The following is a 14,633-nucleotide window of genomic DNA, read 5'->3' on the forward strand; positions in this document are numbered from 1 at the left end:
ATATGACGAGAAAATCTCTTTTTTCGACGCTCGCGAAGGTGAGCGTCCGGGCCGGCTTGGCCGCGCTGGCGCTCTCATGTGCATTTGGGGTCGGGTCCGCGACAGCGCAGGAAAACATTCCGCTCGACCGCGCTCCCGATAACGGCGAGAATCTTGCTTCGCTGCAACACGGCGCCAAATTGTTTGTAAACTATTGTCTGAATTGCCATAGTGCGAACTTGATGCGCTACAGCCGATTGCAGGATCTCGGCATTCCGCAGAAGCAAATCGAAGATAATCTGTTGTTTACGACTGACAAGGTCGGCAACACGATGTCCATCGCGATGCGCCCGGACGACGCGAAGTCGTGGTTCGGCGTGGCGCCGCCGGACCTCTCCGTGGAAGCACGGGCGAAAGGGCGCGACTGGCTGTACACGTACCTGCGCAGCTTCTACCGCGACGACACGCGGCCGACCGGCTGGAACAATCTGGTGTTCGAGAACGTGAGCATGCCGCACGTGCTGTGGCAGTTGCAGGGCATACGCACGGCGAAGTTCGAGGACACGACGGACGAGGAAACCGGGGAAAAAGTCCGCCGCTTCGCAGGGTTCCAGCAAGTCACGCCCGGAACGCTCTCTCCGGTGGATTATGATGCCGACGTGGCCGACCTTGTGGCTTACCTCGGCTGGATGGCCGAACCCGAGCAGAAAACCCGCAGGCAGCTTGGCGTGTGGGTGCTCCTGTTCCTCGGCGTCTTGAGCTTTTTCGCGTGGCGATTGAACGCCGCGTACTGGAAAGATATCAAATAGGCACGTCCTGACCGACGTGGGGCCGGTGCGACGAGAAGCCGTCTGACGGTTCAGGGACCGTCAGACGGTTTTTTCGCCAGCTGGCCTTTTGGGTTTATTGAGGAAATGTAAATCATGATGGTTCTGTACTCCGGCACTACCTGCCCGTTCTCCCAGCGTTGCCGGCTGGTGTTGTTCGAAAAGGGCATGGACTTCGAAATCCGCGACGTCGACCTGTTCAACAAACCGGAAGACATCGCCGTGATGAATCCGTACGGTCAGGTGCCGATTCTGGTCGAGCGCGACCTGATTCTGTACGAATCGAACATCATCAACGAGTACATCGACGAGCGCTTCCCGCATCCGCAGCTGATGCCGGCCGACCCGGTGCAGCGCGCCCGCGCGCGCCTGTTCCTGCTCAACTTCGAGAAGGAACTGTTCGTGCACGTGAGCACGCTCGAAAACGAGAAGGGCAAGGCCGCCGAGAAGAATCACGAGAAGGCGCGGCTCGCGATCCGCGACCGCCTCACGCAGCTCGCGCCGATCTTCCTTAAGAACAAGTACATGCTGGGCGAAGAGTTCTCGATGCTCGACGTCGCGATCGCGCCGTTGCTGTGGCGCCTCGACCATTACGGCATCGAACTGTCGAAGAATGCCGCGCCGCTCATGAAGTACGCTGAGCGCATTTTCAGCCGTCCGGCGTACATCGAAGCGCTCACGCCGTCTGAAAAGGTCATGCGCCGTTAAGCACGCAGTTAAGCACGCAGTTAAGCACGCAGTTAAGCACGCAGTTAAGCGGTATCCTGGCGGTTGCAGGTAACAGAGGCGGCGCCCACTGCGTGGGTGTGGGTGCCGCCTCGTGAAAGGATTGTTGATGCAAGAGATTTCCACCAAGCCGTATTTGCTGCGCGCGCTGTACGAGTGGTGCACCGACAACGGCTTCACGCCGCATATCGCGGTGCGGGTCGACAACCGCACGCGCGTGCCGCGCCAGTTCGTGCGTGACGGCGAGATCGTGCTGAACATCAGCTTCGAGGCGACGAGCCAACTGCAGATGGGCAACGAGATGATCGAGTTCCACGCGCGCTTCTCGGGCAAGTCACACAAGATCGAGGTGCCGGTATCGAACGTTCTCGCGATCTACGCGCGCGAGAATGGTCAGGGCATGGCGTTCCCGGTCGAATCGCCACCGGGCGACGCCGACGACGTGCTGTCCTCCGAGGACCACGAAGAAACCGAAGCGCATGAGGCGCATGAAGTGCGCGACGAGCCTGCCGAGGAACCCGCTGCGCCGCTCGCGCCCGTTGCGTCGCGCGCTGCCGACAAAGATGACGAAGGCGGCAATAAGGGCGGCAAGGGCCACCTCAAGATCGTAAAATGAAGTAGAATAGCGGGCTACGCCGGCTTAGCTCATCTGGTAGAGCAGTTGATTTGTAATCATCAGGTGGCGGGTTCGAGTCCTGCAGCCGGCACCACATTCAAGACAAAGGGTTACGTGAAGTTCACGTAACCCTTTGTGCTTTCTGGGCCCACTCCGGGTCGGGGTCAACTGCGGGCCCAATGCCTCATTCCGCCCATTCCGGGTCGCTCGTGAACATGATCGTGAGCCAGCGGTGCGACTCGTCCCCGCCTATGGCCCGCCCGATTTCGTCGCGGATCGCATCCCATTCGGCGATGCGCTTCGGCGGCATGTCGGGCGGCACGACGAAATACAGTTCGATCTCGCGCGAACGGCCCACTTTCGCGACATAGGCGCGGTAATACTCGAAGGCGTAGCGCTCGACGAAGCGTTTCGCGACCGCGTCGACGTGCTGCTTGAGATCCGCGGGCGCGACGAGCAGCACGTCCATCAGGGCTTGGCGGATTTCCGCAAGCGGAATCGGAATGATCACGGCGCACACCACCACGAGCGCCGCCGGGTCGACGTAGGGCGTGAGGTGCTCCCACGCCGTTCCCTGAATCGCATAGCCGACGCTGAAAGCGATCAGCAGCGCCGCCGTGATGCCCGCGGACATGATCCACGACTTGATGTCGAGGCGCACGAAATCCGAGTGGATTCGACGGTTCGCGCGCGATTCGAACACCGCCATCGCAACGCAAGCGCTCACGGTGAGCACGGCGTAGACGAGAGCCGGGCCGAAGCGCAATTCGTGGCCGCCGGAGAGCAGGTTCGTGACGCCGTTGATCAGCGCATAGACGGCCACGCCCACGAGCAGCGTGCTGTTCAGGCCGAGCACCATGGGTTCGAGATGCCAGAAGCCCATGGTGAAGCGCTCGCGCCATTTGCGCGGCAGGTCGACATTGACCGCGTAGGAGGTGATGAGGCGCACGACGGCGAGCGCGAGCGCGCTCATGCTCGCGTCGACGAGTGAATAAACGCCGTCGAAGACAATGGAAAACGAGCCGGAGATCAGGCCAAACAGGATGCCGATGAGGGCGATCACCAACGTCGTGGCGATCGATAGCGTCAGCACGCTGCTCTCGTCGGAGGTACTGAAGAAACGTAGCCGTTCCATGATGTCTGCTCTGCGCGAGGATGAGCAAGACTAGCCGACTCGCCGTGACGCCGTCGCCCGGCTGCCCGGTTAGTTTGCCTCGCTCGCAATCGAGCCGGCGCGGCCTTCCACGAGGTCGATTTCCCGCGCCGACAAGCCAAATGCCGCGTAGAGGCGTCGATCTATCTCGCGCGCGATGTCTTCCACTTCCGGGTCGCCGCATCCGGACTGGTGAGCGCGCAGCAACCGGGTCACGCAGTCGGCGATCTCGCTGCGCACCGCAGCGCCGCCTGGCACTGGCAAGGCGTCGATCATCGCTTTCGTGAACGCCACGCCGCCGTTGTAGCTCGACGAACCGTACTTCGCGCGGATCAGGAAAACTGAGAGCGGACAGTTGAGGAGCGCCGCCGCGAACTTCAGCAGGTGCTCGTCTTCCGAGCGCAGGATCAGCGTGGTCTTGCCGGGGATGGTGTCGCCAGCGAGATCGAGTGTCGCGTCGAGCCGTGTAAGGCCTTTCACGATCACCTTTTTCGCATGGGCTTTCGCGCCGTAGCCGTTCGCGAACGTCGAAGCGAAGCGTCCGCGCTCGACCACGGGCGCGTCGTAGCGTCGTCCGAGATAGGTCATCGGCTTGCTGCCCCAGCGCGAGACGTAGCGCCCGAGCGTGCCGGTGTTCACCACGCGGTAGTGATGGTCCGCGAGGAACTGCCCTTCGACCTCTTCGACGAGGGGCGCGAGCCGGTAGGCGTCCGATGTCGCGCACGCGTTTTCGCAGGGCAGCAGGGCGCCGAGCGTGGGGTGCGCGCGGCCGATCCGCTGCACGAACGCGGCGTGGGGCGAGAGCAACGCGTCGAGCGGCCAAGGCGCCTCGAGCGTACGTTTGTCGGTTTGCGCCAGCTCGAAGAGCGTATCGCCCTCGATGCGTGCGGTCGCGACGGCGGGCGTGCCCGACTCGCGAAAGACCGTGATGATCGAGTCCACGCGCGCCTGTTCGAACACGTCGCGCCCGAGCCCGACGATGCGTTCGATTTTGTCCAGATGCCGCGCGCGCAGCGCGTTGCCGAAGGGCTTCGAGAGCCACTTGTCGGGCGTGAGATACGCCATCGCGCCGCCCGGCCTGAGGAGCGCGAGGCCTAGTTCCATGAACACGATGTACAGGTCCCAGTTGCCCCTCGCGCTCGGCCAGCGCTGCGCTAGCCGCTCGCGCAGCGCGCGCTGGCCCTGGTTGATCATGCGCTCGGAGTCGATATAGGGCGGGTTCGCAATGACGGCGTCGAAGCGCTCGAAGTCGCCTTCGTCGGTGAGGAGGGCGGCGAACTCGATGCGCCATTCGAACGCTGTGGTTTCCTCGGGCGGCGTATCGGGCAGATTGTTCGCGAGCGCGTTGTGCAACGCGTCGCGCAGTTGTGCGAATCGAGTGGCTTCGGCGCGTCTTGCAGCGGGTGTGTTTGTCGCCCGCAGTCTTGCCGCGTTCGCGCGATAGTTCGCCACTCGCTCGGCGTTGTCGCGAATGGGCGTATCGAAGTCAAAACGGCTGAGCGTCGCGTTGCCTTGTTTGAGGTTGGTCTCGAGGTTCGGCAGCGAAGCGGTGAAATCCGCGTGTTCGAGCAGTTCGATCCACAGCCGCAGGCGTGCCATGCCGACCGAATCTGCATGGATATCGACACCGAAAAGCGAGTGCTCGACGATGTCTCGCTTCAAGCGAAAGAGCGCCGCTTCAATCTTGCGGATGGCCTCGCCATCGCGCGCGCGCGTGAACGGTTCGCCGTTCGCGCGCGTGACGCAAAGCCGGTCCGCAGTGACGTCGATGCGGCAAGTGCTGAGTGCTTCGCGCTCGCGTACGTGCAGCAAGCCAAGGCGCACTTTTAGCGCAAGCAACTCGTTGAGCGCTGAAACGAGCAGATGGCCCGAGCCGACAGCAGGATCGCAGATGCGCAGCGAGTCAAGAATCGCCTGAGCTTCGTGGCGGTCTTCGATCAATTCGGATAGCTGATCGATGCTCGTGCAGCACCAGCCCTTAGCGCGATTCAAGCGATTCAGCGCCGCATGCGTGACGGCGGGACGGGCGAGTTGCATCGCGACGCTGCCCGGCGTGTACCAGGCGCCATCGCGGTAGCCGTTGAGCTTTTCGAAGACGAGCCCGAGCGCCCAGGCGTCGAGGCAACGCCGGTTCGTCGCGGCGGGCTCTTGCGCGACCGAACCGGCGGAGAAGTCGAACGCGGCGAGAAAATCAAGCAGATACGCGAGCACGTGCCGCTCGCCGCTCGCATCGGTGAGCACAGTCGCTGCGAAAAGCGGTAGCGTGGCGCTCTCGTCGAGCGCGCGCATGCCGAGCAGGCTTGGGTCCAGGTCTTGCGGCGCGAAAAGCGCACCGTCGAAGCGGGGGAGGTGAGCGAAGCGAGCCGGTGGCGCGACGTCATCGACGCCCAGTACGGTGTCGCACAGTGCGTCGAGATCGCTGAACGAGCGGATGTGCCGTGCGTTCAGAAACGCGTAGGGCGAATCGCCGTCATGGAGCGTCAGCAGACGCGTTTCGAGCACCTTGAGAAAAACCAGGCGGCTGATCCACGCGATGCAAAGCCGCAGCGCGAGTTCGAAGTGCTCGGCATCCTGCCGCTCGCTCTTGCTCTGAACCTCGCGGGCAGCGAGACGCGACAGCGCGAGTTCGATCAGTGCGCCGCGCAATCGCGCTTCCGGCGCGAGTCGCGCCACGGTGCGCCCTCCGCCGGAAACGCTCTCCCGCAGCCCCACGATATGCAGCAGTTCGGCGTAAAACGCTTCGTCGAGCCCACCTCCGGCGCTGGCGCGGCGCGTGCGCGTTTTGCGCGCGCCGTGAGTCTGCGGGATGGTTTCTGGCATGGTCTCGTGCGGGTGGGCGTGGCCTGGCGAGGCGCGGTCGGCGCACATTTTACTGCCGCCCACGTGCGTTTCGTCCTACGCCGTTTGGCCGAGTCGACGCGCCCGCCCGTCTGAGCGATCATCCCTGCAAAGGCGATGCGGCGGAACGTGCGGCGTCGCTCTGCTATATGATGGCGCCGCGCGAGGCGCCCCGCGGCGTCAACCCGCGAGCCAGGAACGAATCTACGAACTGGCCCGCCGCATCGAATATCCGACCTATGACCGAACATCCCACTCTCACCTGGCCCGACACCGAAGGCCCGCGCACGGTGCGCTGGCGCTCCGAGGCTGGCGTGCCGGCGCCCAAACGCGTGGTCATCGCCGACGATCGCACGACCGCGGATGTTGCGTACCGTCTCGCCTGCGAAGGCACCGCGCTGCTGTGGCGCGGCGACTATCAGAACGCGCGTCAGTTACTGCAGGCCATGGCGCGCCGCGCGGAGCGCAAGCCCCGCAAGGGCGCACTGGCCAACGCGCCCGCTTCACCGCTCGAAGCGTTTCATCTGCATCGCCAGGCGCAGGCGCAGCGCGCCCGCACGCTCGCCATGGTGCTGATTCCGCTCGAAGGCGACTACGGCATCAACCTGCGCCGCGCGCCCGACGTCCGGCTTGCGTGCGAAGAGGCGTGGGGCGAGCCCGATGGCGAAGCGTCTGCCGTGTCGTTGCGTGAAATCCTCGGTCTCGTTGGCGCGCACGAATGGCGCAAGAAGGGCGTTGAGATCGCGGCGCTGAAAGGGGCGCGTATTCATCCGTACTACGGTGTGTTCTCGCCGGTACGCGGCGAATACGTCGATCTTGTCGCGCGCACGGCGCTGCCGTCGCTCGAAAAGGCCTTCGATATCGGCACGGGCACGGGCGTGCTCGCCGCCGTGCTCGCCGCGCGTGGCGTAAAGCGCGTGGTCGCCACCGATCAGGACGCCCGCGCGCTAGCCTGCGCGCAAGAGAACCTTGACCGCCTTGGCTATGCCGCGCAGGTCGAGGTCGTCGAGGCGGATCTGTTCCCGCCGGGCCGCGCGCCGCTCGTCGTCTGCAATCCGCCGTGGGTGCCGGCGCGTCCCGCGTCGCCCATCGAGTACGCCGTGTTCGATCCGGAGAGCCGCATGCTGCGCGGGTTTCTCGGCGGTCTCAAGGATCATCTCGAGCCGGGCGGCGAGGGGTGGTTGATCCTGTCCGACTTCGCGGAGCATCTCGGGTTGCGCACGCGCGAATCGCTCGTCGAAATGATCGTGCAGGCTGGGCTCGAAGTGGTGGGCCGAGAGGACATTCGTCCGCGGCACCCGAAAGCCTCGGATCCCAGCGATCCGCTCTATCGTGCGCGCGCGGCCGAGCTGACTTCGCTGTGGCGCCTCAAGGTGCGCGCGCAGTGAACCGGCGGGGAGCGTTGGCAATAAAGAAGAGTGCGGGCCGCTAACGGCCCGTATGGGTGGCGAGCACCGGCGTCGGCGGCGTAGCCGCCGCGCCGGGTATGCGTCCGGGTCACATCGGCTTCACCCCGGATAGGCCTCGTCGACCTTGAGGCCTGCCAGCTTGAAAATCACGCGCAGCGTTTGCGGCTTGATATCACGGCGCGACGCCAGCGCCGACATCACGAAATCGAGCACTTTCGCGTACTTCAGCAGAATCAGGCAGGTTTCGAGATCAGAAGGGCCGTCGCGCATGCTTTCCGCGCACCGCAGCATCTCCACCGAGATGTCGCGCGCCATTTCCAGCTCCAGTTGCTGCTTTTCCGTCCAGTCGGGAACCGTGACGAGTTTCGTAAGCAGTTCCTGGAATTTTTGCTCTGCGTTTCCGTCAGGTATCGTATTCATTGCATGCCCCATGCAAGGCCATACAGCGTCGTGCGCTCTTCGCGCAGCGAGGACTGCGCCAGCCTGATTCATCGCAACCGGCACTCCCGGTGCGACCTCCCAATGCGCGCCTGTCGATTCGTTGCCGGCCGGTCGCGCTACGTTTTGGTCCTTTTTGGGCATCGGGGACGAAAATCCTCGTGTCTCTTCTACTCAACCCCTCCCTCCTGTCCGCACGTGGGTCCGCGTGCATGGACGCTATTACGACACTCGCTGCTCTTATGGGTTCGGCAGCCACGACTAGCTTTTTTCGTAAAATGACAGAACTACTGCAGCCCTTCTGTCGCCTGTCGCACGTTTCGCGACATACCACGCCTTTCATCTGACCACGACGATGTCCAGCAAGACTTACGAAGTCCGTCCGAACCAGTCTGTCGAACTCCTCAAGGAGCTCCACATCCTGACGCGCGACGGCAAAATGAACCAGGACAGCCGCCGCAAGCTGAAGCAGGTCTATCACCTGTTCCAGTTCATCGAGCCGCTGCTTAAGGACCTCAAACAGGATGGCCGCGACGTGACCCTCGTCGATCACGGTGCGGGCAAGTCCTATCTGGGTTTCATTCTCTACGACCTGTTCTTCAAGGATCAGCGCGACAGGTCACATATTTATGGCATCGAAACGCGCGACGAGCTCGTGCAGCACTCGCAGGAGCTAGCCAAACGGCTGGGCTTTAACGGGATGTCGTTCCTGAACCTTTCGGTAGCCGATTCGATTACGTCGCCGCAGCTGCCTGCGACCGTCGATATCGTGACGGCACTCCACGCCTGCGACACCGCCACTGACGACGCGCTGCGTTTCGCACTCAAGAAGCACGCGCGCTATATCGTGGTCGTGCCGTGTTGCCAGGCCGAGGTGGCGGGCGTGCTGCGCCGGAGTAAGGGCAAGTCGCTCGGGCAAGCGCTCACGGAAATCTGGCGCCATCCGCTGCATACGCGCGAATTCGGAAGCCAGATCACCAACGTGCTGCGCTGCCTGCAACTTGAAGCGCACGGCTATCAGGTGAGCGTGACGGAACTGGTGGGCTGGGAGCACTCGATGAAGAACGAACTCATCATCGCCCAGTACAAGGATTTGCCGCGGCGCCGTCCGGCGGCGCGGCTGGGTGAGATTCTCGATACCTTCGGCCTGGCGGACCTGCGCGAGCGCTTTTTCGCCGACGAAGGCGAGGCGGCCTCAGAGGCGGCAACCGAAGGTTGAGCTTGCGGGCAGCGCGGCGTCAGTCGCGCTTGTTCATCCAGTCTTGCCAACCGTCGAAGCCGAGCTTGCGCAGCGTTTCCTGGTTACGTTCGTAGATGTCGGCGGCGTCGGGGAATGCCTCGACTGCGCGCTCGATGCTCGCCTCCCGCAGCAGATGCAGGATTGGATACGGCGCGCGGTTCGTGTAGTTCTCGATGTCGTCGGGCTCGGTGCCCTCGAACTGGAATTGCGGGTGAAAGCTCGCGACCTGCAGCGTGCCTTCCAGCCGCAACTGCTGCACGAGACGCTCGGCAAACCAGGTCGCGTCGTTGAAATCGGCAAAGTCGGCGAGCGCGTGGGGCAGGATCAGGAGTGTCGTGTCGATCTCCGCGGCGTCTGTTTGAGCGAGCGTTTGCAATTCGCGCTCGAGATCGGTGAGGACACCTGCCAGATCGGTCGCCTCGCTGATCACGTAGCGAATCTGGTTCTTCACATGCACGCTCTTCGCGAACGGGCAGAGGTTCAGGCCAATCACGGCGCGCGTGAGCCAGTGGCGGGTCGCTTCGAGAATGGCGGCGTGGTCGGGGGACAGAGCAGTGGTTTCGTTCATCGTGTCATTTTACGGGCGGCTAGCGCCGGGGACATGCCGCCCCGATCAACAGCTTTGCCATGCGCGGCGCCGCAAGAATCGCGCCGCAGCCGGGGCCGTAAGTCTGGCTTGCGGCATAGACGCCTTCGACGAGCAGCGCGAGCTCCTCCGCAAGCGCGACCGGATCGTCGGCGCCTGCTTCCTGCGCGAGCGCGGTGAGTCGCGCCATGAGCCGCGTCTTGTTGTGCTCGACGCTGCGCCGCGCGGGATGCGTGACGTCGGGAAATTCGGTCGCGACGTTCACGAACGGGCAACCGCGATAGTCCGGCGCCGAGGCGCGGCGCGCGAGGTCCTCGAAATACTGCACCAACTGCTTTGCCGGCTCGCCCGGATGCTTCGCGAGACTTTCGTCGAAGCGCTCGAAAAAGCGCACATCGCAGCGATGCAGGTAGGCGACGACGAGTTCGTCCTTCGACGAAAACTGCCGGTACAGGCTCATCTTGTTGACGCCGGCACGCTCGACCACGGCCTCGATGCCGACCGCGCGCACGCCCTCGCGGTAGAACAGCTCGTCGGCGGCGCGCAGCAGGTGCTCGTGGGCGCGCGCCCCGGCCGTCTGCGCGCGGGGGCGAGGCGTGCGCGCAGAGGTGGTAGACGTTTCGTCGTGGCCTTCGTGTTTCATGAGCGCATCTCGCGATCAGGGGATTGCTTGACATGTTACCGAGCGGTAACTACTATCGCAACACACTTGTGACCGATCGGTAACAATCGAGCGATCGCGAATCGTCGCAGCTAGCGGTCATACCAACGAAAACATCGGCGTGTCGAAACCGGACGCGCCGTGACAGGAGCATCAATGAACTGGGCAGCGAGGCGAATAGTCGGGCGTTTCCACTACGGATGGCTCGTTGTGGCAGTCGTATTTCTGGTACTGCTGGCGGCGGCCGGCACGCGCGCGACGCCCAGCGTGATGATGATCCCGCTCGAGCATCAGTTCGGCTGGAGCCGCGCGACGATCTCGCTTGCCATCTCGGTGAACATCGCACTCTATGGGCTGATGGGGCCGTTTGCAGCGGCGGCCATGCAGCGCTTCGGCGTGCGGCCCACGCTGCTCGCGGCGCTCGGCACGATGGCGGCGGGCGTGGCGCTTTCCGCGCTGATGACGCATCCGTGGCAGATGATCCTGATCTGGGGCGTGATGGTAGGTGGCGCCACCGGCGTAGCGGCGCTTTCGCTCTCGGCCACAGTCGTCACGCGCTGGTTCAGCTCGCACCGCGGGCTTGCCATGGGCATCCTCACAGCGAGTTCGGCCACGGGCCAACTCGTGTTCCTGCCGCTCCTCGCGGCGATCGTGGAGAAGCACGGCTGGCAGTCGGTGGTGCTCGTGGTCGCGGTGGCGGCCGCCGCGGTGCTGCCGCTCGTCCTGTTCCTGCTGCCCGAGCGGCCCGCGAGCGTGAATCTTCGTCCGTTCGGCGAGGATGAGAGCACCCCCGTCGCGCCGCCCGCGCCGCATCAAAATCCGCTGAAGATCGCGTTCGACGCGCTCTTCTCGGCGAGCCGCACGCGCGACTTCTGGCTGCTCTTCTTCAGCTTCTTCATTTGCGGCGCGAGCACGAACGGCTATGTGGGCACGCACCTCATCGCCATGTGCGGCGACTACGGCATGACCGAAGTGCAGGGCGCTTCGCTGCTCGCCACGATGGGCATTTTCGACCTGTTTGGCACGACGCTCTCGGGCTGGCTCTCGGACCGCTTCAACAGCCGCTTGCTGCTGTTCTGGTACTACGGGCTGCGCGGACTTTCGTTGATCTATCTGCCGCACGCGTTTGGCATCGACTTCTTCGGGCTGCCGATTTTCGCGGTGTTCTACGGACTCGACTGGATCGCGACGGTGCCGCCGACCGTGCGTCTCGCTACCGACGTCTTCGGCAAGGAGCGCGCGCCGATCGTGTTCGGCTGGGTCGTGGCGGGGCATCAGCTTGGCGCGGCATTCGCGGCGTTCGGCGCGGGCTTGTTGCGCTCGAGCCTCGGCACCTACACGGTGGCGTCGATGATTTCGGGCGGCCTGTGTCTCGTGGCGTCGTTCCTCGTACTGCGCATCAACCGCGGGTCGCGGGCCGTGGGCGTGCAAACGGCCTGACGAAGCGCTCGCGCACCTCGGCTTCAACGCGCCGGTTCGCACTTCGGCGCATCCCGACGGGCGACGCATGAGCGTCGCCCGTTGCGTTTGAGCGTATTTCACGCGCTGCGGTTATTCTAGTGACCCCCGGGCAAGCCGCCCGCCACCTCAAGGACACACCAGGCATGACGAAGCACAAACCCGCACCGACAGCCGTGCCCATTCACGAACTCATCGCCGGCCGCTGGAGCCCGCGCGCCTATTCGAGCGAGCCGGTGAGCCGCGAGGCGCTGCACGCGGTGATCGAGGCGGCGCGCTGGGCGCCCTCGGGCTACAACCTGCAGCCGTGGCGCTTTATCGTCTTCGACCGTAGCGCCGATGAAATCGCGTTCAAGCGCGCGTTCGCGACGCTCGTGCCATTCAACCAGCAGTGGAACGCGCCCGCGCCGGTGCTGATCGCTGTGACGGCGCATACGCTCAACGCGAAGGGTGAAGTGAATCGCACTGCGCAATACGATGCGGGCGCGGCGGCGATGGCGCTCGTGCTCCAGGCGCATGCGCAGGGTCTCGCCGCGCACCAGATGAGCGGTTTCGACGTGAAGGCATTCCGCACGGAATTCGCGCTGCCGAACGACGTGGAGCCGTTGTCGATCATCTCGATCGGCCACTACGGCGAAGCCGAGAAGCTGGAACCGGTGCTGCGCGACCGCGAAAAGGCGGAGCGCACGCGTTCGGTGGTGGGCGAGATCGCCTACGCGAACGCCTGGAAGCAACCGTTCAAGGGCTGAGCCGCGGGTAGCCTTGCGCCCACGCGGGCTGCGGGCTTTTCTCCTGAGCGCAAACGCGCGGCGCGGCCCGCGCGTTTTTTTCTGGCGGGGCCGCATCATGGGCCTGCGGTTGCTCAGCGCCGCGCTTTCGTGCTACAAAGCCGATCCCCCCGACCTTTCCTCTCTTGCGCGCGCATTCGCTGCGGCGCGCTCTTGCCATGACCAGCTTCTGCGCGATTGACTTCGGAACCTCCAATTCGGCGGTGGCGCTCCCGGCAGCGGCCGACGGCGCGATGCGCCTCGCGCCGGTGGAAGGCGCACACACCACTTTGCCCACGGCGGTGTTCTTCAACGCCGATGAACACACCCGCGAATTCGGGCGTGCGGCGCTTGCGTCCTATATTGACGGCTTCGACGGCCGGCTGATGCGCTCGATGAAGAGCATCCTCGGCTCTCCGCTTGCCGAGAGCACGACCGACCTCGGCGACGGCAGCGCGATTCCCTATACCGAAATCATCACAATCTTCCTGGAGCACCTGAAGCGCAGCGCCGAGCGTTGCTCGGGCGCGCCCATCACGCGCGCTGTGCTGGGTCGCCCGGTCTTCTTCGTCGACGAAGACCCGCGCGCCGACCAGCTCGCTCAGGACCAGCTCGAAGCGGCGGCGCGCCGCGTGGGCTTTCGCGAGATCGAGTTCCAGTTCGAGCCGATCGCGGCGGCGTTCGACTACGAGTCGCGCCTCGCGCAAGAGGGGCTCGTGCTCGTGGCCGACATTGGCGGCGGTACGTCGGACTTCTCGCTCGTGCGTGTGGGGCCGGATCGCATGACGCGGCTCGAGCGCAAGGACGATGTACTCGCGCATCACGGCGTGCACGTGGCGGGCACCGACTTCGACCGCCGCGTCGAACTCGCGACCATCCTGCGCGAACTGGGCTACCAGTCGCTCGACCCCGAAGGGCGCGAGGTGCCGAACCGCATCTATTTCGATCTGGCGACCTGGCACCTCATCAACACGATCTACACGCCCAAACGCGCGACCGAGCTGAAGCTCATGCGCCATCTGTACCCCGAGACGCGCCATCACGACCGGCTGATGCGTGTGGTCGACGAGCGACTGGGGCACGCGCTCACGGCGCGCGCCGAGGAGGCGAAGATCGGTGTTTCGGCGGGCGGGGAGACGATGATCGACCTCGAAGCGGTCGAAACGGACCTGCGCCTCGCGTTCGGCGACGCGCAACTCGTCGAGGCGGGCCGCGAGGAGACGCGGCGCATCGTGCAGGCCGCGCGTGAAACGGTGCAGGCGGCTGGCGTCGCGCCAGGGCAGGTGAGCGCGCTTTACTTCACGGGCGGCTCGACCGGCCTCTTGTTCCTGACGCAGGCGCTGGCAGAGGCGTTTCCGCAGTCGCAAGCCGTGTTCGGCGACCGTCTTGCCAGCGTGGCGACGGGCCTTGGCATTCACGCGCAGCGCCTTTTCGGGTGAACGTTCGGGGCGCCCAAACCCCGTTGAAAAGCGGTCCTGGAAAACGCAGGCAACAAAAAACCCCACCTTCGAGAAGAAGAGTGGGGTTTTTCGGTAAGCTTGCTAGTCAGGATCTCCGCAGAAGCGGCGTTCAGATCCTAAAAGCCGTAGCAGACCAATGAGCGCAGTACTTAGACCGGCTTGATGTTGGCAGCTTGCTTGCCCTTCGGGCCCGTGCGGACTTCGAATTGAACCTTTTGGTTCTCTTGCAGCGTCTTGAAGCCGTCAACCTTGATTTCCGAGAAGTGCGCGAACAGATCTTCGCCGCCACCGTCCGGAGTGATGAAGCCAAAGCCCTTTGCGTCATTGAACCACTTGACGGTACCGGTTTCCATATTACTTTCCTAAAAATGAATGAAGGCCGAAGCCCGAGAGGTGCACGAAAATCAAGGAAGGGGTATGGGACCAGCCGGAGTACCGTTGATGGGCGAACTACGAAAGACCAATTCACACTCGC

The 14,633-nt window shown here is 64.1% G+C and carries 14 protein-coding genes and 1 tRNA gene; 9 read left to right on the forward strand and 6 right to left on the reverse strand.

Annotation, left to right across the window (positions count from 1 at the left end; genetic code table 11):
- Positions 1 to 2 precede the first annotated feature (2 nt).
- The 4 genes from JMY28_RS32180 (at position 3) to JMY28_RS32195 (ending at position 2,242) form a co-directional block, all read left to right on the forward strand.
- Complete coding sequence (locus JMY28_RS32180; protein ID WP_407945564.1) at positions 3 to 788, forward strand: cytochrome c1; 786 nt, start codon at positions 3 to 5, stop codon at positions 786 to 788.
- Positions 789 to 902: 114 nt separating this feature from the next.
- Complete coding sequence (locus tag JMY28_RS32185) at positions 903 to 1,514, forward strand: glutathione S-transferase N-terminal domain-containing protein (RefSeq protein ID WP_027797364.1); 612 nt, start codon at positions 903 to 905, stop codon at positions 1,512 to 1,514.
- Positions 1,515 to 1,641: 127 nt separating this feature from the next.
- Complete coding sequence (locus tag JMY28_RS32190) at positions 1,642 to 2,148, forward strand: ClpXP protease specificity-enhancing factor (protein WP_201699928.1); 507 nt, start codon at positions 1,642 to 1,644, stop codon at positions 2,146 to 2,148.
- Positions 2,149 to 2,166: 18 nt separating this feature from the next.
- A tRNA-Thr gene (locus tag JMY28_RS32195) sits at positions 2,167 to 2,242 on the forward strand.
- Positions 2,243 to 2,332: 90 nt separating this feature from the next.
- Here JMY28_RS32195 and JMY28_RS32200 read toward each other — a convergent pair.
- Both JMY28_RS32200 and JMY28_RS32205 read right to left on the reverse strand, forming a co-directional pair.
- Positions 2,333 to 3,283, reverse strand: coding sequence for a cation diffusion facilitator family transporter (locus tag JMY28_RS32200; RefSeq protein ID WP_201699929.1), 951 nt, complete (start codon positions 3,281 to 3,283; stop codon positions 2,333 to 2,335).
- Between the two features lie 69 nt (positions 3,284 to 3,352).
- Positions 3,353 to 6,121: a type IIG restriction enzyme/methyltransferase gene (locus JMY28_RS32205; protein WP_201699930.1), complete on the reverse strand. Its 2,769-nt coding sequence runs from the start codon at positions 6,119 to 6,121 to the stop codon at positions 3,353 to 3,355.
- A gap of 257 nt (positions 6,122 to 6,378) precedes the next feature.
- On the opposite strand from JMY28_RS32205, the gene JMY28_RS32210 reads away from it, so the two are divergent.
- Positions 6,379 to 7,527, forward strand: coding sequence for a methyltransferase (locus JMY28_RS32210; protein ID WP_201699931.1), 1,149 nt, complete (start codon positions 6,379 to 6,381; stop codon positions 7,525 to 7,527).
- 120 nt (positions 7,528 to 7,647) lie between these two features.
- Here the strand turns inward: JMY28_RS32210 and JMY28_RS32215 are convergent, their stop codons facing one another.
- On the reverse strand, positions 7,648 to 7,968 hold the full coding sequence (locus tag JMY28_RS32215; protein WP_201699932.1) for a type II toxin-antitoxin system HicA family toxin: 321 nt from the start codon (positions 7,966 to 7,968) through the stop codon (positions 7,648 to 7,650).
- Positions 7,969 to 8,341: 373 nt separating this feature from the next.
- Here JMY28_RS32215 and JMY28_RS32220 point away from each other — a divergent pair, with 373 nt between their 5' ends.
- The gene (locus JMY28_RS32220; protein WP_201699933.1) at positions 8,342 to 9,205 is read left to right on the forward strand and encodes a class I SAM-dependent methyltransferase; all 864 of its coding nucleotides are present in this window, start codon (positions 8,342 to 8,344) and stop codon (positions 9,203 to 9,205) included.
- Between the two features lie 19 nt (positions 9,206 to 9,224).
- Here the strand turns inward: JMY28_RS32220 and JMY28_RS32225 are convergent, their stop codons facing one another.
- Positions 9,225 to 9,794, reverse strand: coding sequence for a DUF1415 domain-containing protein (locus tag JMY28_RS32225; RefSeq protein WP_201699934.1), 570 nt, complete (start codon positions 9,792 to 9,794; stop codon positions 9,225 to 9,227).
- A 19-nt stretch (positions 9,795 to 9,813) separates the two neighbouring features.
- On the reverse strand, positions 9,814 to 10,455 hold the full coding sequence (locus JMY28_RS32230) for a TetR/AcrR family transcriptional regulator (RefSeq protein WP_201699935.1): 642 nt from the start codon (positions 10,453 to 10,455) through the stop codon (positions 9,814 to 9,816).
- 174 nt (positions 10,456 to 10,629) lie between these two features.
- Between JMY28_RS32230 and JMY28_RS32235 the strand changes: the two genes are divergently transcribed.
- The 3 genes from JMY28_RS32235 (at position 10,630) to JMY28_RS32245 (ending at position 14,137) form a co-directional block, all read left to right on the forward strand.
- Entirely contained in the window at positions 10,630 to 11,913 is a 1,284-nt protein-coding gene (locus JMY28_RS32235; RefSeq protein WP_201699936.1) for an MFS transporter, read from the forward strand.
- Between the two features lie 164 nt (positions 11,914 to 12,077).
- Positions 12,078 to 12,680, forward strand: coding sequence for a nitroreductase family protein (locus tag JMY28_RS32240; protein WP_201699937.1), 603 nt, complete (start codon positions 12,078 to 12,080; stop codon positions 12,678 to 12,680).
- Positions 12,681 to 12,877: 197 nt separating this feature from the next.
- On the forward strand, positions 12,878 to 14,137 hold the full coding sequence (locus JMY28_RS32245) for an Hsp70 family protein (RefSeq protein WP_201699938.1): 1,260 nt from the start codon (positions 12,878 to 12,880) through the stop codon (positions 14,135 to 14,137).
- A gap of 170 nt (positions 14,138 to 14,307) precedes the next feature.
- Here JMY28_RS32245 and JMY28_RS32250 read toward each other — a convergent pair whose 3' ends face one another.
- Positions 14,308 to 14,511: a cold-shock protein gene (locus JMY28_RS32250; protein WP_027797379.1), complete on the reverse strand. Its 204-nt coding sequence runs from the start codon at positions 14,509 to 14,511 to the stop codon at positions 14,308 to 14,310.
- Positions 14,512 to 14,633: the final 122 nt, after the last annotated feature.

It is taken from the genome of Paraburkholderia hiiakae (assembly GCF_904848665.1).
GTDB classification, from domain to species: Bacteria; Pseudomonadota; Gammaproteobacteria; order Burkholderiales; family Burkholderiaceae; genus Paraburkholderia; species Paraburkholderia hiiakae.

Excerpts from the sequence above, each read along its gene's own strand:
- JMY28_RS32215 (WP_201699932.1), bottom strand. The coding sequence starts at position 7,968 with ATGAATACGATACCTGACGGAAACGCAGAGCAAAAATTCCAGGAACTG.
- JMY28_RS32230 (WP_201699935.1), bottom strand. The coding sequence starts at position 10,455 with ATGAAACACGAAGGCCACGACGAAACGTCTACCACCTCTGCGCGCACG.
- JMY28_RS32240 (WP_201699937.1), top strand. The coding sequence starts at position 12,078 with ATGACGAAGCACAAACCCGCACCGACAGCCGTGCCCATTCACGAACTC.
- JMY28_RS32235 (WP_201699936.1), top strand. The coding sequence starts at position 10,630 with ATGAACTGGGCAGCGAGGCGAATAGTCGGGCGTTTCCACTACGGATGG.
- JMY28_RS32250 (WP_027797379.1), bottom strand. The coding sequence starts at position 14,511 with ATGGAAACCGGTACCGTCAAGTGGTTCAATGACGCAAAGGGCTTTGGC.
- JMY28_RS32200 (WP_201699929.1), bottom strand. The coding sequence starts at position 3,283 with ATGGAACGGCTACGTTTCTTCAGTACCTCCGACGAGAGCAGCGTGCTG.
- JMY28_RS32225 (WP_201699934.1), bottom strand. The coding sequence starts at position 9,794 with ATGAACGAAACCACTGCTCTGTCCCCCGACCACGCCGCCATTCTCGAA.
- JMY28_RS32180 (WP_407945564.1), top strand. The coding sequence starts at position 3 with ATGACGAGAAAATCTCTTTTTTCGACGCTCGCGAAGGTGAGCGTCCGG.
- JMY28_RS32220 (WP_201699933.1), top strand. The coding sequence starts at position 8,342 with ATGTCCAGCAAGACTTACGAAGTCCGTCCGAACCAGTCTGTCGAACTC.
- JMY28_RS32210 (WP_201699931.1), top strand. The coding sequence starts at position 6,379 with ATGACCGAACATCCCACTCTCACCTGGCCCGACACCGAAGGCCCGCGC.
- JMY28_RS32190 (WP_201699928.1), top strand. The coding sequence starts at position 1,642 with ATGCAAGAGATTTCCACCAAGCCGTATTTGCTGCGCGCGCTGTACGAG.
- JMY28_RS32185 (WP_027797364.1), top strand. The coding sequence starts at position 903 with ATGATGGTTCTGTACTCCGGCACTACCTGCCCGTTCTCCCAGCGTTGC.
- JMY28_RS32205 (WP_201699930.1), bottom strand. The coding sequence starts at position 6,121 with ATGCCAGAAACCATCCCGCAGACTCACGGCGCGCGCAAAACGCGCACG.
- JMY28_RS32245 (WP_201699938.1), top strand. The coding sequence starts at position 12,878 with ATGACCAGCTTCTGCGCGATTGACTTCGGAACCTCCAATTCGGCGGTG.